At 65.7% G+C, this 19,111-nt stretch carries 15 protein-coding genes; 2 read left to right on the forward strand and 13 right to left on the reverse strand.

Going from position 1 to position 19,111, the window contains the following annotated elements; translation table 11 throughout:
• Positions 1-4: 4 nt before the first annotated feature.
• Entirely contained in the window at positions 5-5,548 is a 5,544-nt protein-coding gene (locus AC5STB_RS22085; RefSeq protein ID WP_495445018.1) for a hypothetical protein, read from the reverse strand.
• 308 nt (positions 5,549-5,856) lie between these two features.
• On the opposite strand from AC5STB_RS22085, the gene AC5STB_RS22090 reads away from it, so the two are divergent.
• Positions 5,857-6,207 carry an META domain-containing protein gene (locus AC5STB_RS22090; RefSeq protein WP_495445019.1) on the forward strand — a complete coding sequence of 117 codons (351 nt, stop codon included), beginning with the start codon at positions 5,857-5,859 and terminating at the stop codon, positions 6,205-6,207.
• 61 nt (positions 6,208-6,268) lie between these two features.
• Here the strand turns inward: AC5STB_RS22090 and AC5STB_RS22095 are convergent, their stop codons facing one another.
• The 5 genes from AC5STB_RS22095 to AC5STB_RS22115 form a co-directional block, all read right to left on the reverse strand.
• Positions 6,269-7,105 carry a TonB family protein gene (locus AC5STB_RS22095; protein ID WP_495445020.1) on the reverse strand — a complete coding sequence of 279 codons (837 nt, stop codon included), beginning with the start codon at positions 7,103-7,105 and terminating at the stop codon, positions 6,269-6,271.
• Entirely contained in the window at positions 7,102-7,485 is a 384-nt protein-coding gene (locus AC5STB_RS22100) for an ExbD/TolR family protein (RefSeq protein ID WP_495445021.1), read from the reverse strand. Before AC5STB_RS22100 ends, AC5STB_RS22095 begins: the two co-directional genes overlap by 4 nt.
• Positions 7,486-7,495: 10 nt before the next feature.
• Positions 7,496-7,873: an ExbD/TolR family protein gene (locus tag AC5STB_RS22105; protein WP_495445022.1), complete on the reverse strand. Its 378-nt coding sequence runs from the start codon at positions 7,871-7,873 to the stop codon at positions 7,496-7,498.
• 4 nt (positions 7,874-7,877) lie between these two features.
• The gene (locus AC5STB_RS22110) at positions 7,878-8,783 is read right to left on the reverse strand and encodes a MotA/TolQ/ExbB proton channel family protein (protein ID WP_495445023.1); all 906 of its coding nucleotides are present in this window, start codon (positions 8,781-8,783) and stop codon (positions 7,878-7,880) included.
• Between the two features lie 161 nt (positions 8,784-8,944).
• Positions 8,945-9,238, reverse strand: coding sequence for a DUF2218 domain-containing protein (locus AC5STB_RS22115; protein ID WP_495445024.1), 294 nt, complete (start codon positions 9,236-9,238; stop codon positions 8,945-8,947).
• 268 nt (positions 9,239-9,506) lie between these two features.
• On the opposite strand from AC5STB_RS22115, the gene AC5STB_RS22120 reads away from it, so the two are divergent.
• Entirely contained in the window at positions 9,507-11,345 is a 1,839-nt protein-coding gene (locus tag AC5STB_RS22120) for an ABC transporter ATP-binding protein (RefSeq protein ID WP_495445025.1), read from the forward strand.
• Positions 11,346-11,348: 3 nt separating this feature from the next.
• Here AC5STB_RS22120 and AC5STB_RS22125 read toward each other — a convergent pair whose 3' ends face one another.
• From AC5STB_RS22125 to AC5STB_RS22155, 7 genes are all read right to left on the reverse strand, one after another.
• Positions 11,349-11,639 (reverse strand): CcdB family protein, encoded by a 291-nt coding sequence (locus AC5STB_RS22125; RefSeq protein WP_495445026.1) that lies wholly within the window; start codon positions 11,637-11,639, stop codon positions 11,349-11,351.
• Positions 11,627-11,881 carry a type II toxin-antitoxin system CcdA family antitoxin gene (locus AC5STB_RS22130; RefSeq protein ID WP_495445027.1) on the reverse strand — a complete coding sequence of 85 codons (255 nt, stop codon included), beginning with the start codon at positions 11,879-11,881 and terminating at the stop codon, positions 11,627-11,629. The genes AC5STB_RS22125 and AC5STB_RS22130 overlap by 13 nt, the downstream gene beginning before the upstream one ends.
• A 112-nt stretch (positions 11,882-11,993) precedes the next feature.
• Positions 11,994-12,833 carry a sugar phosphate isomerase/epimerase family protein gene (locus AC5STB_RS22135; RefSeq protein ID WP_495445028.1) on the reverse strand — a complete coding sequence of 280 codons (840 nt, stop codon included), beginning with the start codon at positions 12,831-12,833 and terminating at the stop codon, positions 11,994-11,996.
• Positions 12,830-14,134 carry a DUF6005 family protein gene (locus AC5STB_RS22140; protein WP_495445029.1) on the reverse strand — a complete coding sequence of 435 codons (1,305 nt, stop codon included), beginning with the start codon at positions 14,132-14,134 and terminating at the stop codon, positions 12,830-12,832. The genes AC5STB_RS22135 and AC5STB_RS22140 overlap by 4 nt, the downstream gene beginning before the upstream one ends.
• Positions 14,131-15,372: an AMP-binding protein gene (locus AC5STB_RS22145; protein WP_495445030.1), complete on the reverse strand. Its 1,242-nt coding sequence runs from the start codon at positions 15,370-15,372 to the stop codon at positions 14,131-14,133. Before AC5STB_RS22145 ends, AC5STB_RS22140 begins: the two co-directional genes overlap by 4 nt.
• Positions 15,369-17,081, reverse strand: coding sequence for an IucA/IucC family protein (locus tag AC5STB_RS22150; RefSeq protein ID WP_495445031.1), 1,713 nt, complete (start codon positions 17,079-17,081; stop codon positions 15,369-15,371). The genes AC5STB_RS22145 and AC5STB_RS22150 overlap by 4 nt, the downstream gene beginning before the upstream one ends.
• Positions 17,068-18,843 (reverse strand): IucA/IucC family protein, encoded by a 1,776-nt coding sequence (locus tag AC5STB_RS22155; RefSeq protein WP_495445032.1) that lies wholly within the window; start codon positions 18,841-18,843, stop codon positions 17,068-17,070. Before AC5STB_RS22155 ends, AC5STB_RS22150 begins: the two co-directional genes overlap by 14 nt.
• Positions 18,844-19,111 lie beyond the last annotated feature (268 nt).

Genomic DNA, 19,111 nt, shown 5'->3' on the forward strand with positions numbered 1-19,111 from the left:
GGGGTCAGAGTTTCGAGAGCCAGTCAGCGGCCGGGTGGTTCGGCTTCAGTTTGCCGGAGTGGAAGGCAGCATAAAGCTCCGAGAACCATTCGCCGGGCGCCCGGAACTGGTAGCCGGTGATCCCCTTGGCACGCTCGCTCAGCAGGTAGGAGTTCCAGGTGCTGGGATAGCTTTCCTGGTAGACAACCCCGCCGATCGCCAGCTTTTTGGCGGTGGCCATGCTGGACCAGGGCTGGGCGGGTTCCGAGGCCATGTCGACAAAGGCCTGCATCTGGACCCGGCGGCTATCCCATTCCTCGTCGGTGCAGGTTTCGTCCTCCGGCCTGGGCGGCACATGGGCGCTTTTGTTGTGGGCCATGTATTCGATGACAAATGCCTTGTCATAGCTGAACTTCGTGGCGATCTTTTCGGCGATGCCGGAGATATCCATGCCGTGTTCGGTCCAGCCGCCGAACTCCTTCTTTTTGCCGTTGCTGTTCATGAACCCGTGCTTGTCGTCGACCGCATGGCCGACTTCATGCAGGGTGTTCCAGTTGAAGAAAGTGATCGGCTCGTCATTGGCGGGTTTGCATTTCTCCAGCTCGGCGCGTTCCTCCGGGGTGGCGGCATCGTCCAGGCTGCCGACCGCGTCGTCGCTGCCGAAGGCATAGTTCGGGGAGACCCCGGCGTCGCCTTCATGCATCACGATCCGCTTTTCGTTGCCCTGGTACATCGAGCCGCCCTTGTCGGCCTCGTTGATGGCGAACTTTTGCAGCGAGTCGTTGTTCAGCGTGTGGTCCAGCGGCAGATCCTGCATCGCCTTGTAGAAGGCGACGATGTTCGGCCCCTTCAGGCTGGCGTCCGCAATCTGCGAGGCGGGTGCCAGGTTCTCGTTGTTGAAGTTCTTGATATCGCAGCCGAAACGCGCTTTGAACGCGACCTTTACCACGGCGCGCTGTGCTTCCGGCTCCAGGTTGTCGATCATCGCGTCCAGTTCATCGGTGCCGTTGGGCCGCGACAGGATTTCCTTGATGTCTTCCTCTTTGGGCGGAGTGTTGGCGCGCATTTCCGCCATCACAAATGCGCTGGTGCCGATGGCGCGGGCCTCTTCCAGCAGCTTGATCGCATCGCCCGGTTTCTTGCCGGCCACGGCGGCCGCGGCATCAGCCAGCTTCTTGCGCATGGTGTCGATGCTGGGCTTGATGGCATAGCGGTGCTCGTGTTTTTCCAGCACGCTCAGGCGCGGCTCCACCTCCGGTTTGGCGCGCAGTTCCTTGTACTGCTTGTGCTGCCCGGCCATTTCCAGCGCGGTCTTGGTCTGGGCGATGGCGGCTTCGATATCGCTGCTGACCTTGGCGTAGTTCTGGCCGTCCTTGGCAGCAGTTTCGGCACCGTCCAGCAGCTTTGCGGCTGCGTCGGTCTCGTCCTTCACATAAGCCGCCTCAGCGTGGCCGGTGACCGGGGGCAGGGCGGCGCGGGCGCGGGTGATTTCCTGCGCGATGAAGGCATATTGCGAGATCACCTCGTCAGCGGTGTTGCAGGCCTCCAACGCGGCCTTGAGGTGGCCCTTGGCGGTCTTGGCGTCCAGCCCGTCCTTTTGGCAGTTCTCGATTTCGGTACTGGCGGTGTCCAGATGGGTTTTGGCCACGGCGGCGTTTTCGCGGCTGCCGACCACCTTGATCGACAGTTTTGCCGCCTGCACCTGCGGCCACCAGGGGGCGCTGTCCTCGTCGCCGCCGATGGCTGAGTTCACCGCTTCAAGGATGCCATGGGTGTTGGCGGAGCTGATCGCCTCCTCGGCGGATTTGGCCACTTCCTCAGCCATGGTCTTGGCAGTGGCGTAGTCGCTGGGGGCCAGTTTGACCAGGTTGCCGTACTTCGCGGTCAGCCGGGTCAGCTGGGCCTCGATCGCATCGGCGTGCTTGTGGCCCTTGGCCTCTGCCAGCTTGGCCTCGGCGGCGGCGCGGGCGGGTTCGTAATCGGACGAGCCCTCGATGGATTTCAGCAGCGCCTTGGCGTCTTCGGTGATCTGCTTCAGAAGTTTGGTCGCCTGGGTGTAGTCGTTGTCGGCCAGATCGGTGCGCGCGGCGTCGAGTTTTGCAGCAGCCAGCCGGTCCGTCAGCGCCTTGATCCGGTCCTGGGTGGCATCGTTGTTTTCCGGTGCCAGCGCGTCCACCGCCGCCTGGGCATCGGTCAGCGCCGGGGTGTAGAGGGCTTCTGCTGCCAGCAGCCGCTGGCAGGCCAGGAGTTTCTGATAGGCCTTCTCGAACATTGGCCGGGCGAGGGGATAGGTGCGGGCCGCCAAAACCGCCTTGTACTTGGCGAAATCCGCATCCGCCCGGGTGATCAGATGCCGGCCGGCTTCCTTGCCCGCGCCGACCAGCGGCGGACGCAGGTTGTTGAAGAAGGGATCCTCCCAGCCCAGCACTGTTTTGACCATTTGAATGTCGGCATCGGTGGCTGTCTCCCAGCCCGCGGCAGCCTTGGCCTTCCCGGCGGCGGCCTTGAAGTCGCGGGCGGTCTGCTTGGCTGTGCTTTCGTCGAGCAACGCCTGGACTTCGGTCTTGCGGTGGGTCAGCTGGGCTTCGACATCGCCGCCTTGGGTGGTGATCTTGGCGATGATCGCGGCAGCCTTGGTGCGGTCCGCCTTGATGGTCTTGAACAGCTCGCCGTCGGCGCGGGCTTGTTCGGCGATTTTGCGGGCGGCGCCAAGTTTGGCCTCGGCGCCCTTGTAGTCATAGGCCTCCGGCTTGATCAGATCGTCTGCTTCGCCGCTTAGCTTGTTGGCGTCGCCGATGTGCGGCTGCAGGCAATTGGCATCGTTCAGCGGCGCAAGCGCGGCAATCTGCGCCGCCAGCGAGGCCTTCAGCTCGCCGTAGGCGCGGTGCTGGTGGATCAGCACCATCGCCTGCTTGAGATTTGAGATGGCGCTGTCCAGATGCGCCCTTGCATCGTCGTATTTCTTGGCCGTCTTGGCTTTTTCGGCCTCTGCCGCGGGCAATTGGGCCTTGGCGATCAGCGCGGTGAAATCATTGCCGGTATCGGCCGCGACCACCTTGTCGCGGATACCGGTGAAGACCTTGAAGGCCGGATCCCACTTTTTCTTCAGATCGTCGAGCGCGGCGGTATCGGTCATCCCGTCCAGCTCCACCGCGGCCTCTGCCGCGGCCTTGGCGCTGTCCGCCCGTTTCCCGGCGTCCGCCAGGCAGGTGCTGGCGGCGGCGAAGTCCAGTTTCAGCGCGGCGGCTGCGGCCTCGGCCATCAGGGCCTTGGCGTCCTCCAGCAGGGTTGCCGCCTGCGGCACGTTTTTCAGCGGGTCAATCTTGCCCTGAACCGCCACGCGCTTTTCCTTGTAGGCCTTGCAAGCGTCCGCCTGGGAGGTGGCGGCGGGCCAATCGCCCTGGGTGGCGTCCAGCAGGGTCAGGGCGGTGGAGTATTTGTGCAGCACTGCTTCGGCCTTGGCGGAGGCAAGGTCGGCCTCCATCTTGAGGATGAGCGCTTGGATGCCGGAGGCGCCGTCGTGCTCCTTGAACGCCTTCAGCTTGGCCTCGAAAGCGGTGAGCTTGGGGCCGTATTGCTGAACAACCGGGATTTCCTTCTCGATGAAGGGCCGCACGCTCCAGAACTTGTCCAGATTCTTGAGCGACTCGGTGTAGTCCTTGGAGGTGGCCACGTCTGAATCGGTGTAATAGCCGTTGGCCTCGTCCAGCTTGTCCTTGAGCAGGTTTTTGACCGCGGCGGCAAGCCCGGCCCAGCTGTCGACCCAGGTCTTGGCGTTCGGGCGCTCGGTTTCATAGCGTTTGCGCCGCGCCCGCACCTTGGCGGTCCTTTCGTGGACCTTGGCGATCTCGTCCAGCTTCTGGATGCCGTCCTTGAATTTCTTGGCGGCCTTGTCCTGCTGGGCGGCATCGTAGAGCCGCTCCATCTCCCGCGCGGCGTCGTCCACCGCCGGGTCGCCGACGGTGACGCCGCGGGCGGCATCGGCCAGCGCCTTGCGGTCGGGGTCGAGCGCCATGAAATGGGCGAACGCATCCGCCAGGACTTCGGCCTTGGCAATCTCGGCCTCGGCCGCGGTAAGATCCGCCGTGGCGGTTTTCAGGTCGTGCGCCTTGGCCCTGTCCACCGCGGCGGTGCGCAAGCCCTTGATGCGGGTAATCTCCGGCGCGATCTCGGGTGCTGCGGCCTTGGGGTGGCTGGTCAGCGGCACCATCCGCAGATCGAAGATCTCCAGCGCCTTCTGGAATGCGGTCTTGTTCTGGGTGTCGGCGGCAACCGCCTTTTGCAATGCGTCCAGCGCCTTTGCACCGGCATCCAGCTTGGCGCCGCTGGCGTCCTCGGGCTTGGCCTTGGCCTGGGCGGCCAGTGCCGCGACCTTGTCGAGCGCGGCCTTCCATTTATCCGGGGTCTGGCTGACCGCCTCCGGCACCATGGTGTTGTAGGCCTTGACCGGCCCGTCCTTCAGCGCCTTGAGCGCGGACTCGATCCGGGCGATCTGTTCGTCGGCAGTGGCGTCCGCGGTATCACCGCCAGTGTCCCCGGAGGGCGGGGCAGCCTGTTCAGGTGCCTTGGCCGGGGCCGCTGGCTTGGCGGTTGTAACTGTATCGCCATCACCTGCCGCCGCTGCCTTGGCGCTGGCCGGGACTGCGTCGCCGCTGCCGGTTTCCGCGGCGGCCTGGCGGGCCTTGGAAATCGCCTGCGCCAGCGGGCCGACCGCCTTGAGCGCGCCCTCGTAATCCGGCGGGCTGGCGGCGGCGCGGGCCTTGATCTGGGTCCAGACGGTTTCGATCTTCTCCGACTGCGCGGTTTTCAGTGCCAGCACCTCTTCGATCAGCGGTTCCAGCTTGGCCGCGGCCTGCCGCCACTTGCCTTCCAGCAGGCTCTGCCGCTTGGCGCGGGCGGCGGCGTCCTGGGCGGCGGTCTTCATCTCAGCCGAGAGCGTGGCGACATGTTCCAGCGCGGCAGCAAAGCCGCTGCCCTCGGCCTTGGCCTGGATCGCTTTCCACAATGTCTCTGCCTTGGAGAGATCGATACCGGTGATGTCGCGGAGCTTGGCCATGCTGGCCTCGACCTTGGCGGCGGTAGTTTTCCACTTGGCCTCTGCCGGGTCCGGCCCGGCAGAGGGGGCGGCTGGTGCTTCCGGCGGCGTATCGGTGACGGTGTCGCCGCTGGCGGCCGGAGCAGCCTGGGGGGCGTCCTGCGCCGTTTGATCTTCGTCATCATCCTCCGACTCGACGACATTGCCGCTGGGATCGAGAATGAGGATCTTGTATTTTAGCCCGACCACCATGAACATCTTCTTGGCCTTGCGGGCCATGCCGGGCACGATCTTGCCCTCGACCGACATTGATAGTTCCTTGCCGTCCAGCTTGAGGCTGCCGAAGGTGAACTGCGGGGTTTCGCCATCGGATTTCGCCTGCTTGCCCAGCACCTTTGCGGCCTTGGTCTTGTGGGTGAGAAAAATCGAATTCTCGATCTTTTTGCCAAAGCACAACCCGAAGGACAGCGCGCGCTTGCGGGCGATTGCCATCTGTTGCTTGATTTCTTTTGCAGCGGATCCGTCAAGAGGCATGGGGCAGCTCCCTGAACTGAAAAACTATTTAAAACCAGATGCTTAAGTTGCCATATTTGCAAGGGTCGCATGGAAGCCGGAGTCCGGCAAGATTTTTTTCTTGTCAATCACCGCTAGCTTGTCACACTCGAACGCGATGTGCATCGAGGTGAAACGATGATGGTTTTCCACCCGGCCGCGGACGCCAAATGAACGGGCCGCGCCTTGCCCGGGCCGCGGTTTTTGCGGTCTTTGCGGGGGGATGCGCCGGGCTGGCCGTGTGGCCGTTTGCCTCTGACAGCGGAACCGGACACAGCGGAGGAAGTTCCATGAGCGCAACCACGGCAGCAGATCTTGACGGCGCCTGGATCGTGCAGAAGGCCAGCGGCGAGGGGCTGGAGAAGGCTGCAGGCCTGCGGTTCGATTTCGACGGCGGCACGCTGTACGGCTCCAGCCCGTGCCGCAGCTTCACCACCACGTTCGGGCCGGGGCTGGAAAACCTGATGCTGTCGCCGTTCCAGATCGGCGGCGGGCTGTGCGACGAAGAGACGATGATTGCCGAGCGGGAGTTCCTGGAGCAGATGCGCCTGGTCAACCGTATGGAAGTGACCGTGGAGGGCGAGCTGGTGATGTACAATTTCGACCAGCCGCTGCTATGGGCCAAGCGGCTGGAAGAGTGAGGCGGCTGCGGCGGGTTTCAGGCTGCAGGCCGTGGCTGTAAGAGAGGTGCGGCAGGCCTGCTTAGCGGGTGAAGCTGATCGGCAGGTTGAGCCTGATCCGGCTGGCCTCAAGCTGTTTGGGGGCGGCGGGAAACCGGCCGGCCCGGGCGACGGCGGCGAGGGCGGCCTGGTCGAAGGCGGCAATCCCAGAAGATTTGGCGATCCTGTGATCCAGCAGCCGCCCGTCGCGGGCGACGGTGAGGCGCAGCACCACCTGAGCCTGACCGCGGGCGCCGGAGGGGTAGCGCTTGCGCCGCTCGATGCGGGCGCGGATCTTGTTGCCCCAGACATTGCGCAGCTTGGCTTCGCGGCCCGGATTGGCGGTGGCGGTCCGGGCGCCGCCTGCCTGTCCGGCCTCTGCGCCGCCGCCTGCACCCGCGGCGCGCTGGCCTGCCTGTCCAGCGGCGTTGCGGGTAGAGTTCGCCTTGGGCGGCGGTGTCTGCTGCGGCTTGGCCTGCGGTTCCGGTTTTCGCTCTGGCTCCGGTTCCGGCCTGCGCGGTTTCGGTGGCGGTGGCGGGGCGGTGTCCGCCTGTACCGGACGGGCGGCTGCAGGTTTGGCGAGCGGGGCCAGTACCGCGGCGCGGGGCGCCTGGGCCAGCTCGATCTGCGGCAGCGCCGGGGCCTTGGCCTGCGGCAGCGGTTCGGTGTTCGGCATGTCGATCTGCGGGGTGGTTTCGGGCGGTTTCTGCCAGGCCTCTGCCATGCGGGCGACCTCGGCGCTGGCGGGCTGGATCGAAACCAGAGCATCACCGCCCGCGCCGCTGGACTGGGCGCCGCTTTCCGGTGCGCTGGCAAAGAGCGCGATGTGAATGAGGCCTGCAAGGCCCGCAAAGACGGTGAATTCAGCGGCGCGTTTCATGGCTGGCGCACCACCAGTTCGGCGCTGGAAAGACCGGCCTCTGCCAGCTGGCGCAGGATCCGGGCCAGCGTTTTGGCCTCCAGCCGGGCGTCGGCGCGCAGTTGGACGTTGGGGCTGCCTGCACTGGCGGCGGCGAGGCGGGTGAGGGCGGCCTCGCCCTCGGCCCCGTCGAAATGCATCCGTCCCGCGGCGTCGATATAGAGCACGGGGTCGGCCTCTGGCGCGGTTTCGGAGGCGGCATCGGGCGGGGTCACGTCGAAGGGGTCGGGCTGGGCCAGCCGGGAGGTCATCAGAAAGAAGATCAAGAGCAGGAACACCACGTTGATCATCGGCACGATGGATTCGGCGCGGGGGCGGCGGGGGGGATCTGTCAGGTCCATGGGTATTCCCTCACTCCACCAGAACAACGTTGCTGAGACCCGCCTGCCGCAGCAGCGCGGTCACGTCGGTGATGCGCTGCAGGCTGGCGCCGTCGCGCCCCCTGAGAATCAGCATGTCGGCTGGGGTCTTCATCAGGGGGGCCAGCGCCTGGGCCAGGTTGCTGTCCGCCACCGGCACGCCATTCACATCGAGGTTGCCGGGGCCGACGCCGATCAGCCGGGGCGGGCCGTCATAGGTGCCGCCCTGTCCGGCCAGCGGCAGCTGCAGAACGGTGTCCATGCCAAAGCGCGAGGCCAGCATGAAGAACACCAGCAACAGGAACACCACGTCGATCATCGGCGTCAGGCTGGGTTTGCGCCGGGGGCGCGGTGCGGGGGCGAGCTGCATGGGGTTACTCTGCGGCCAGCGCCAGCTGGTCGGGCCGGGAGGCGACGAAGATTCGGGTGGCGCTGTCCTCCAGGTCGCGGCGGATGCGGCTGATCACGGCCTCGAACCAGGTCAGCGCGGCGGAGGCGGGGATGGCGACCGCCATGCCGGCGGCGGTGGTCAGGAGCGCCTCCCAGATGCCGCCGGCCAGCAGGGCCGGGTCGGCCTTGGAGCCTGCGGCCTGCAGCGCCTGGAAGGCGGCGATCATGCCCAGAACAGTGCCGAGAAGGCCCAGGAGGGGCGCGATGGTGGCGATCAGCTCCAGCGCGCCGAGGCCGGTGGCGGCACTGGCCAGATGCAGTTTGGCGACCCGCGCGGTTTCTTCGCGGGCGCGGTCCTCTGGCAGGGCGGCGGTGGCGTTGAGGGCTGCGGTCACGACCTTGGAGCGCACGCCGATGCGGTTTTTCACGATGGCAAGTGCGGCGGTGCGGTCGCCGCGTTCATAGGCCGCGACGGCATCGGCGGCCTTGCCGCGGGACCAGGCGCCGATAAGGGCCAGCCGCCAGATTTTCCACAGAATCAGCGCCAGGGTGATGATTGACAGCGCGGCAATGGCCCAGATCGAGGGGCCGCCGTCGCGCAGGAACTTCAATGCCTTGGCATAGGCATCATTGGCCATCTGCGTCAGTTCGGGCTGTTCAGCCACGGGCTGCGGGGCAGGGGGGGCTGCTGCGTCCGCGGCCGGGATTTCTGCATCTGCGGGAAGAGCAGGGGCCGGAGTAACAGGGGTTGACGGCTCTGGCGCTGTTTCGGCGGCGGCGGGTGTGTCTGCGGTGATGGCAGGAATTGGAGCTGCCGGGGTGTCCTGCGCTGCGGCAAAGGGGGCCATGAGCAGAAAGGCAGCCGCGGCCGCGGGTAAACGAAGGGTCATGGACCGGTCTCCAGCCAGAGGCGCTGCAAGGGCAGCGGCGTCAGTTTTTCGGAAATGGCTGGGCGGCCCCTGAGGGAACGGGGAGTGCCTTGCTGGATGCGTCCCGGGGAAACGCGGGGGCACGGGTAGGAAAACCAACCCGTTTTGTCAAGATTTAGGGATCAGGCAGCGGCGGACTGCCAGGTCATCGCCTCGAATTCCTCGCGGAAGGCGAAGCGGGCGAGGTGGCGGTCGATGATATCGCGCGCCTCGGCCAGGTCTGCCGCGTCCGGCGCGGTAACCTCGGCGGTGAGGACGCCATCGGCGGCGTGCAGGGTGGCAGGCCCCATTCCCAGTGCCACGGTGCCGCGCGCGTCGTCGTGTTCCACGGCCACCTTGTGGGCGAAGTGCTTGCACAGCTGCTGCAGGTATTTGGAGGCGTTCGGGGTTTCGAACCGGCCCTGGTCGGTGAGCATGATACAATCCTTAGTCTTTTACTCAGATTGCGGCACAATAGCGCGCCGGGGGCGTGCCGCAAGCGGAAATCCGATGGCTGTTTTACCAGCGCGGCGCGATTTTCGCTGCTGACAAGCGGGGCATGGGCGCCTACAAGGGCCACGCTGCGGTGCAGGCAGGATCCGCGCCCTTGCCCAAGTAAGTCTCTGAACCAGGGGCCAAGGGCCGGGCGGATACGGCGACCCACATCTCAAGCGGTTCCATGAAAATCCTTGAGAGGCCTCCAAAATGTTCCGGGCTTTTGAAAACCTTGTCGATCCATTTGCGCCTGCGCATCAGGCGCCGCCGCGGCCCGCCTTGCGGGCCTATCTGGCGCAGCAGCTGGCGCCCTACCGCAAATGGCTGCCCTTGATGTTTGCCACCGGCGTTCTGACCGCGCTGATGGAGAGCGGGCTGATCTTCTATTCCGGCCGGGTGGTCGATCTGATGGCCGGAACCGGCGCAGGGGCGTTCTGGGCGCAACATGGCCGGGAGATGCTGCTGGCGCTGTTTTGTGTACTGATCCTGCGGCCGTCGCTGGTGGGGCTGAACCATCTGCTGCTGGAGCAGACGCTGTCGTCGAACCTGCAGGAGCAGGTCCGCTGGCAGGCGCATAGGCATCTCTTGGGGCAGTCGGCGGGGTTCTTTCAGAACGATTTCGCCGGGCGGCTGAGCAACCGGGTGATGCAGATGGGGCCTGCGGTGCAGGACAGCGTGCATATGCTGTTCGAGGCGGTGCTGTTTGCCGTCACCTATATGATCGGCGCGGTGGTGGTGCTGTCGCAGATCGACTGGCGGCTGGCGGTGCCCTTGGTGGCCTGGGTGGGTCTTTATGCGCTTTATGTGCGGCACACCGCGCTGAATGTAGCGGCGACGGCTGAGAAATGGTCCGATGCGCGGTCCGCCGCGACCGGGCGGATTGTCGATGCCTATGGCAATATCGAGACGGTGAAGCTGTTTGCCCGCGACGGGCAGGAGCAGGCCTATGCGCTGTCGGCACTGCGGCGGCTGCGGACGCGGTACCAGCGGTTCCTGCGGATGATGACGCGGCTGGCGTTCGGCAGCATTGCCATTAATGGCGTGCTGATCCTGATCGTGGTGGCGCCTGCGATCTGGCTGTGGATGCATGGCCACGTGAGCGTCGGCGAGGTGGCGGCGGCCTCAGCCCTGACGATCCGGCTGAACGGCATGAGCGGCTGGATCCTGTGGGTGACGATCCGGCTGTTTGAGAACATGGGGGTGATCCGTGAGGGGCTGCGGTCCCTGTCGGCGGAACATGAGGTAACGGATGCGCCGGAGGCAAAGCCGCTGGAGGTGCACAGTGCCGAGGTGCGGGTCGAGGGGCTGCGGCATCATTACGGCAACACCCAAGGCGGGGTGAATGGCATTGACTTGCATATCCCCGCGGGTCAGCGGGTCGGCATTGCCGGTCCGTCGGGGGCTGGGAAATCGACTTTGATCAACCTGCTGCTGCGGTTCCGCGACCCGGAGGGCGGGCGCATCCTGATCGACGGGCAGGACATCCGCGGCGTGACGCAGGAGAGCCTGCGCAGCCGGATCGGGGTGGTGACGCAGAACACCTCGCTGATCCACCGCTCGGTGCGGGCCAATATCATGTACGGCAATCCCGGCGCGACCGAGGCGGAGATGATTGCCGCCGCCAAGCGGGCGGAGGCGCATGAGTTCATCATGGGCTTGCGCGACCATGAGGGGCGGACAGGCTATGACGCTCATGTTGGCGAACGCGGCGTGGCGCTGTCGGGCGGCCAGCGGCAGCGGATCGCGATTGCGCGGGTGGTGCTGAAGAACGCGCCGGTCCTGATTCTGGATGAGGCGACCTCGGCACTCGACAGCGCGGTGGAGGAGGCGATCCAGAAAACTCTGCTGGACGTGATGCAGGGCAAGACGGTGATTGCGATCGCCCACCGGCTGTCGACGATTGCGCAGATGGACCGGATTGTGGTGCTGCAGGAAGGTGAAATCGCCGAGGACGGCAGCCACGCGGAGCTGTTGGCGCGACGGGGTGTTTATGCCGGGCTGTGGCAGCGTCAGGCCGGTACGGCGGAGCGGGTGCCGGAGGCGGTGTAAGGGCTAGACGCCCGCCATCAGCACATCCACCGCGCGGGTGATCAGGTCGCCCTGATCTGCAACAGAGCCGGTGCGGCGCAGGCTGGCGCGGCGCACCGCCGCGATCAGCCGGGTCGCCAGCACCAGGCGCTGGCCGTTGTGGGTGATTTCCGGGTTCAGGTGCGTCACGGCTGGGTAGTTTACCAGCAGCGGGATGACAACGACGGAGGGATCGGGCGGCAGCAGGTCGCTTTCCACAACAACCATTGAAACGCCGTTGTACTCCGCGACGTCGAAACGGGTCAGGGTTTCCACGAGGATGCCCCTGGTGCGGTCATGATGTCCGCCAGCGGGTGGCCGTGCTGTTCGTGCCAGTCGGATTGTGCGGCAAAGGCGCTGGCGTTTTCTTCCAGCCATTGCTTGCGCCGTGCCTCGCAGACGGCCTGAAGCAATGCTGCCTCTGCCACGGCTGAGACGTTGATCCCGAGCGTCTTGGCGTGGTCCAACGCGCCGGCGTCCAGCGTCAGGGAGGTCTTGCGTTTGGCGGTGGCGGTCATGGCGTATGCTCCGTCTGGGTACCGCTAATATATACCGCAAGATGCTATTTCACAAACTCCGGTGCACCGGACTGGGCGCACCGGGTATTCATGTTGGGCAGGAGAGGCTGTTTCAGACCGCTTCGGCGGTCTCGGGAATGTCCTGCCGGGTTCGGGTGCGGATCTGATCAATATCGCTTTTCAGGGTCTGGAACACCGCATCTCCGAACCACTCCAGCGAGGCCTCGCACATCGGGTCCCCGGCCATGGCGGCCAGCAGGGTGCTGTAGTCATAGGCGCCTTCGAACAGTGGCACCATGCCGTCGCGGCTGCCGGCGGCGCTGTAGACGTTGCCGGGGGCAAAGACGTCCAAACGGTCGCGGGCGGAGACGTTTTTCAGGTGGTAATGCGCGATGCGGGGCAAGAGAATTCGGCGGGCCTCCACCGGGTCGTCGCCGCCTTCCCAGACGTGCAGCGCGTCGAAATTGATGGCGAGCGCGTCGTGGCCGGTGGCGTCAATCAGGTCGCAGGTGGCGGCCAGCGTATCGGCGAGGGTGCCGGGGTGGGTCTCTACCAGCAGCCGCAGCCCGTGGTCGTCGGCGATGATGCAGGCTTCGCGCAGGGCGCGGATGGTCTGGCGGCGCTCGTCAGGCGTGGCGGCGGCGCTGGACTGCTGGCCTGCGAAGGTGCGCATCTTGGCGGCGCCCCAGGTGCGGGCCTGGGTGCAGAGCGCCAGGGTGCGGGTCCGCAGCAGATCGGGGTCATGCAGCGGCAGGTAGTCGCTGATCATCGGCACCGACAGGCCCTGCGCGGCCATCCATTGCGCATTGTGAATGGCCAGAGGTGACTGGTTGCGGGCGTGGACCCCCCACAGCTCGATGCCCTGAAAGCCGTTGTCGCGGGCCCAGAAGGCGATGTCCTTGAGCCCGATCAGCTGGTGGCGGAAGGAAATGGTGCAAAGCGAGATTTTCATGCCGGTACCTCCTGCGGCTGGGTGTCGTCCAGTTGGGAGCTGGCCGGAAAACTGGGCTGGGCTGGCAGGTTGGCGGCGCACCAGATGTCAAACTGGGTGTGCAGCGCCGCCTTGATGGTGAATTCGAGCTGGTCCAGCGCATCCAGCGCCGCGAACAGGTCGGGGATCATGGCGCGGTCGCCTGTATGGGCGATGCGGGCGGCGAGGAAGTGCAGGCTGCGGAAGCCTTCGCAGAGTGCCTCGACCCGGTCGCATTCGGCGTCGAAGGGTTCAAACGCGGTGTCCAGCTCCTGCCAGAAGAAGGCGAAGGCGTGCTCATAGGCGTATTTGCGCAGGGAGAGCACCGGCATTTCCCGCACCGCGCGGCCCAGGTCCGCCAGTGCCAGCGGGCGGGCAGGGTCGCAGTGGTATTCAAAGATCCCCCGCAGGGCGGAGGTCAGCAGGTTGCCGTCCGCGCGGAAGGTCTCGGTGAAATAAGCGGCCAGATCCTGTGGCTGCGGTGCCTGGGCGTTGCCGCTGTTCAGGATGTATCCACCCGCGACGGTGGGCTGCGCCATGGCGTTCAGGATGGTCTCGCGCGGCAGGTCGCCGCGCCAGCGGTAGTCCGGGTCGTGAAGGTGCCAGAGGTCAGGGTCGTGGGTCAGCTCGATGATGACGTAATGCGGGAAGGGGTTCTGATTGTACTTATTCTCGCGCTCCGGCAGGTGGAACATGTCGAGGAACACCACCAGTTGCTCGTCGTCGGATTTGGTCGAGAGGAGCTGCTCGAAGCGGATGAGGTTCGCTTCCTTGGTCTTGGTGTGGTCGTACCATTCGCGCACCGGGATATTGTAGAGCCGCTCGACCCAAGCCGCGAAATGATCCTGGGTGATTTCCTCGCTGTGGTAGGCGAGCTGCATCGCCGGGGTCACCGCAAAGCTGCTGTCCCAGGTGCCGAAGTAGAAGGGGCGGAAGTTCAGGTGTTCGTGGCGGCGGATCGCGGCGCAGAGGCAGCTGACGAAGCAATGCACGGTGATTTCGCTGGGGGCGGGGGCGGTGTCTGCGGCGGGTTCGGGAGCCTCACCCAGCAGCATGCGGATCAGTCCGTCGACGGTGGCGAAGTCATCCTTGGACAGCTCGCGTTCAGGCATTTCGATGCCGTGGTCCGTTTCCAGATGCAGCATCAGGTTTATGAGGACCACCGAGTCGATGTGCAGGTCGTCGTTCAACACCGCCTGCGCGGAGAAATTCTGCATATGCGGGTTGGCGAGCGGTCCGGCCAGTGTCCGGCGGACGGCCTCGAGAATACTGTCGTAAGTCATGCGGGAACCGCCTCCTGTGCGTACTGGGCCGAGATTTCGCGGCGGCTGATCTTGCCGTTGGCCTGGCGGGGCAGGGCGGGCAAGTGTTTGATCAAGGCGGGCTGCTGGTAGTCCGCCAGTGTGCTGCGGCAGGCCTGGCGGATGGCGTCTTCGGTTGCCGTGCCTGAGTAGAGCAGGCCGGCACGGGCGCCGGAATGCGGGTCGGTGAGGCGGAAGGCAACTGCATCGGAGACACCGGGCAGGGCCATTACTGCCTTTTCGACGTCCTGCGGATAGACGTTGAGGCCCGCCACGTTGATCATGTCGTCTGCGCGGGCGGTGAAGACCAGCATTCCGCTGCCGTTCAGGTGGCCGAGGTCGCCGGTGTCGACCGTCTGTCCCGCAATGGTGATTCGCACGGCCTCCGGGGTGCCGCTTTGGCCTGCTGTCAGAACAACATGGGGCAGCGGCTGGCCGACGTCATAGGGGTTCTGCAGATCCTGGTTGATGGCGACGCATCCGGCCTCGGAGCAGCCGTACTGCTGGAACAGATAGGTGGTTCGGGCGCGGATCAGCTGGAACCAGGCCTCTGGCAGCACGGTGCCGGAGGTGTTGGCAGCGTAGAGCCGCTGGTCCGCGGGCAGGAGGCGCGCCAGCGTGTGCAGCATCGCAGGCGACGTGTAGAGCAGCGGTTGATCCGTTTCGCGCAGGCGGCGCAGGATGTATTTCGGGTTCAGGCTGTCGAGCACGACCGGCACATGGCCGCGGTGCAGTGCCACGAAAACGCCGGCAATAAGCCCGTAGGAATGGGTGACAGGGCAGGCGATGACCGGTGTCATCGCGGTGCTGGCGGTGAAGAAGGCGGCGTAGCTTTCGACCTCTGCCGCGATTTCAGCCCATGTGCGGGTGATCACCTTGGCCGCACCTGTGGTGCCGGAGCTCATCTGCACCAGCACGCCGCCGCGCGGCGTGTCCCCGGATTGCTGCAGCGCGGTCTGTTTCAGACCGTCGCTGAGCATCACATCGCAGCCCGCGGCCTGCGCCATATCGCGGGCGGTCTCCGGCGGGATGCCGGGGTGGATCGGGAAGACGCCGGCATTTTGCGCGCGCAGGTACAAAAGTGCCGAGAGCGCGGCGCCAGCGTTCTGCATGTGCAGGCCGTAGCGGCGGGTGGCGGGATCAATCAGGACGCGGTCCAGCCGCGCGGCGAGCTGAGAGGGGTCGATTGGGGTGTCGTTCAGAACAAACAAGGCAGTCATCCTTTCTCGGTGGCCAGGGCATTGGCGATCAGGTGGCCGTGCAGCGGGGCGTCAGGGTCAATCTTGCGGGTGATCAGGCTTTCGGCACGGATTTGCGGGGTGAAGGGCGCGAAGGCCGCCTGACGGTCCTGCATCCCGTGCTCAGCCGCGTAGCGGTCCAGCCGGTTGCGCACCCGGCGCCAGAAGACGGTTTCCGGCAGGCCGTAGTGGCGTTGCAGAAGGTCGGAGACGTCAGCGAGGTTGAAGACAAACAGCGTGTCCATCACCAGCCAGCGCAATTCCTCAGCAGTGGACATGCGGTGGAATTGGTCCAGCGGCGCGTCCTGGTAGGCTGGATCGATCTGCGCAAGGTCCGGGCAGAGATCGGGTCGCGACAGCAGGTCCTGCACGTATTCCAGGCTTTCGTGGAAATCGCGCGCAATCAGACCAGTTGGCCAGCCGTTTTCGTGGTGCAGGATCAGGTTCTGGCCATGCGCCTCCAGCCCGATGCCGTGGGCGGCCATGAGGTGCCAGATTGGCAGCACGGCAACCTCGATCAGCTGGGCGAGCCAGGCGTCCAGCCCATGCGCCTCGATCCAGGGGGTGATCAGGGGGGTGCCGTCGGGTTCCGTCAAGGCGAGGCCGTTGAAGGGCATCATGCTGTCTGCGGGCAGGCCAAGCGACTCTGGGCTTTGCCGCCAGATCGCGGCCAGATGCCCGTCCAGCGCGGTGCCGCGGCCCGCGGTGATGGCGGCGTATTCCGGCAGGATGGTGAGCGGGTAGCGGCTGGTGAACAGGGGGTCGCTGTCCAGCACATCCGCCAGCCAGCAGGAGATCGCGGGCGCGACGGCGACCGATTCCGGCGCGAGAGTGCGCAAGGAGGACGTATTGCGCATCGCCATTGCGGTTTTCACATGGGCGCGGGCGGGGGTTCCGGCGTTCATTAGAGTGCGGACTGACTGAGTTGCGCGGTAAACCTCGCCGATGGGGCCGATTTCTGCCAGCTGGCCGGCCTCGCGCCAGGTGGTGAACAGCGGATCGTCCTGCAGATTGGCGTGCTGCCAGGGGTGCAGAGGCAGCAGGCGGTGGGTGCTGAGCGGTGCGCCCTGTTCTTCCGCCAGTGCGGTGATGCGATGCCATTCGGCGGTGCCCAGCTCCCGTTGCCAGAAGTCTTTACAGGGCAGCACCTGCTGCACCAGGTCATAACGGAACAGCACGCCGGTCAGGCGGAAGGTTTCGCCGCCCTCCGGCCCGTAAGACAAGTGGTCAGCGTCGGAAAACCCGCTGCGGGCCTTGAAGCAAGGGTGATAGGGGTGACCTTCGTGCAGGGCGGTTTCCAGCGCGGAAATGCTCAGGCGGTGCCGCCGTGCTGCCGCGGGGATGTGCCGTGCAGTGAGGTTGCTGAGGTGTTCGGTGTGGCTGAGGTCGGCGCGCAGGATCTCCAGCGCGGGCGAGGGGTCTGCGACCGCTGCCAGCACGTCTGCGGTTGAGGCGGGGCGCCAGGTGCTGCCGTCCTGGACTTCGATGCTGCCCTCCTGCAGACGGTAGCGGCCGAAAGCACCACGGCGGCCGCGGGCGCGGAACTGCGTCCCGCGCAGGGACCAGCTGACGGTCCGGCTGCGATCCAATTCAAGCGATGCGGCCCAGCCTTCGCTGAGCAGCGCCTCGCACAGCTGGCGCAGCACGCGAGGGGCGGAGGTGGTGCGGCTCAAGCTCTCATGCAGGGACATCGGTACGATCCTGCATAGGCTGCGGCTGCACCGCGGCGATAGGATTTGGCATTTGCAGGAACAGCCCCTCTTGCGCTTCGGTTTCCAGCTCATCCACGTTGCGGGCGCGGGTCAGCAGGTTGGCCTTGGCGGTGAGCGCAGGCGCGGCCAGCAGATACTGGGCGAACTCTGCCCCGGCGCCGCTGAGGCGGCTGGCGGCAGCGGTCAGGCGGCGGCGCAGCTGCAGCAGCAACGCGGGCTCCGGCACCAAACCGTCGCAGCCCAGGCGGCGGATCACCGCGAAGATCTGGTTGACCACCAGGTAATAGGCCAGCCGCTCATTGATATGCGCGCGGGGGTAGACCAGTGCGGGCTGGTCTGCCAGCGGCGGCTCCAGCGCGCTGAGGCGGGGCAATGCGTCCTGGGCGATGAAATAGCCCTGGTTGTCGCGGTAGTAGCCGCGGGACGGCAAGCCGGTGCTGAGGTCCAGGAGGCTGTTCTGCTGGTGCGCCTCCAAGGCGATGCCGTGGCAGTCATAAAGCTGCAGCACCGGGTCGAGCATGCAGGTAAGATAGGCGTCGAACCAAAGGCGGGCGGTGTCGCTGGGGGCTTCGCCGCGCTCTGACGCCAGCCGCTGAATAAGACTGGCCAAGAGGGCGCTGCGGCCCGGCAGCGGGTCGGCGGTGAGGGCGGCGAGGTTGTAGATGCCCTTGCCTGCGGAACCCATGAAGGGATTTTCGCGCAAGATCACCTCAAACCCGCTTTCACGGCGGCCCGGCAGGGACAGGGTCAGAAAGGCCGGGTCGTTGAGGATGCGGAAGCGCGGGTTGAGGCTGTCCGCGTTCAGGTGGTGCAGCAGCCGGGCCATGGAGACGCCGGTTTCCAGTTCATTGTGTTTGGTCACGCGCAGGGAGTTGGTCAGCCGCACCGGGATTGAGAATTTCAGCATCCAGGGGCAGCCGGGCGCATAGAGTGTGCGCACAGAGGAGGTGGCGGCAAATTCGCAGCCGCCCTCACCCAAATCGCGCAGGCGGCCGGAGGCCAGCAGCACCTGCACGTCCGGGTCCAGCCGCAGCATCTGCGCCTGCAGCGGGTGGGCGGGGATCAGCACCTCATCGGACCGCAGCCGGAAGGCGCCGTCCAGGCCGGGGATCTGCCGGATCAGGTCGCTGGCCGCGCCCTGTGCCGCACCTTGCGACACGAGGCTTTCGTCTGCGGCAAAGAAGGTGAGGCGGAATTGCCCCGAGTATTCAGGTGCATAAGCCGACTGTTGCCAAAGCGGCAGCCCGTCGCGGCTTTTGGGTGTGGGGTGCTGCCAATGTCCATAGCTGAGCGCCTGCTCCGCTGTCAGGAAGCTGTCCGGCTCATCCGCGTCCGCGTGGCAGCGCAGGATGTTTTCGATCTCTCCATTGCTGTTGAAGAGCGCGCGCAGGAATTCCGGCAGCTTTGCTGTGTCGCGGCTGTTCAACCGTGCAAAACAGTCCTGGGCGATCAAGGTGAGGACCTGCACTGGCGGCGCGGCTTGCCAAGTGCTGGAGCCGTCGAAGAGGATTTGCGCCTGGCCAAAACGGTGCGGGCCGGTCTCGGAGAAGTAGGCGATTTTGACCCGCAGCCGGGCGGGAATGTGGCTGAGCGGCAGTTCAACTGCATCGCGGCTGCCGGTGAGGATAGCGCTGCCGGGGGCCATTTCGCGCAGATAGGTGTTGAGCAACGCCTGCAGCGAGGCGGTTTGCGCCGCAGCGGCGGCGCAGGGGCCGGGGTGGAATGGGGGCTGAAAGCTCATCGCGGGCCTCCCGGAAGGGAGGGGAAAGAGGCAGTGTGCATGGTGCAAACGGGTCCCGTAGCCGGTCCGCGAGAACGGTCCCGGCGCAGTGCCGGGCCAGCAAGCGGGCCGGGTCAGATTTCGACAAGAACTAGCGGGATAGCTGGCTGCGGAGCGGCGCTGGCAAAGAGCTGGGCGCCGGATGTGAAGTGACGTTCACGCCGCCTGTTTAACCTGTTCGGCGGAGCGGGAAAAGGGATTTCCGACTATTTTACTGAGGTTTGCGGTT

It is taken from the genome of Leisingera sp. CC-HEC093, assembly GCF_059429195.1.

Coding starts and splice junctions, on each gene's coding strand:
- AC5STB_RS22110 (WP_495445023.1), bottom strand. CDS start 8,783: ATGACCCTTCGTTTACCCGCGGCCGCGGCTGCCTTTCTGCTCATGGCC.
- AC5STB_RS22135 (WP_495445028.1), bottom strand. CDS start 12,833: ATGAAAATCTCGCTTTGCACCATTTCCTTCCGCCACCAGCTGATCGGG.
- AC5STB_RS22150 (WP_495445031.1), bottom strand. CDS start 17,081: ATGTCCCTGCATGAGAGCTTGAGCCGCACCACCTCCGCCCCTCGCGTG.
- AC5STB_RS22095 (WP_495445020.1), bottom strand. CDS start 7,105: ATGAAACGCGCCGCTGAATTCACCGTCTTTGCGGGCCTTGCAGGCCTC.
- AC5STB_RS22115 (WP_495445024.1), bottom strand. CDS start 9,238: ATGCTCACCGACCAGGGCCGGTTCGAAACCCCGAACGCCTCCAAATAC.
- AC5STB_RS22140 (WP_495445029.1), bottom strand. CDS start 14,134: ATGACTTACGACAGTATTCTCGAGGCCGTCCGCCGGACACTGGCCGGA.
- AC5STB_RS22155 (WP_495445032.1), bottom strand. CDS start 18,843: ATGAGCTTTCAGCCCCCATTCCACCCCGGCCCCTGCGCCGCCGCTGCG.
- AC5STB_RS22090 (WP_495445019.1), top strand. CDS start 5,857: ATGAGCGCAACCACGGCAGCAGATCTTGACGGCGCCTGGATCGTGCAG.
- AC5STB_RS22130 (WP_495445027.1), bottom strand. CDS start 11,881: ATGACCGCCACCGCCAAACGCAAGACCTCCCTGACGCTGGACGCCGGC.
- AC5STB_RS22145 (WP_495445030.1), bottom strand. CDS start 15,372: ATGACTGCCTTGTTTGTTCTGAACGACACCCCAATCGACCCCTCTCAG.
- AC5STB_RS22105 (WP_495445022.1), bottom strand. CDS start 7,873: ATGCAGCTCGCCCCCGCACCGCGCCCCCGGCGCAAACCCAGCCTGACG.
- AC5STB_RS22100 (WP_495445021.1), bottom strand. CDS start 7,485: ATGGACCTGACAGATCCCCCCCGCCGCCCCCGCGCCGAATCCATCGTG.
- AC5STB_RS22085 (WP_495445018.1), bottom strand. CDS start 5,548: ATGCCTCTTGACGGATCCGCTGCAAAAGAAATCAAGCAACAGATGGCA.
- AC5STB_RS22120 (WP_495445025.1), top strand. CDS start 9,507: ATGTTCCGGGCTTTTGAAAACCTTGTCGATCCATTTGCGCCTGCGCAT.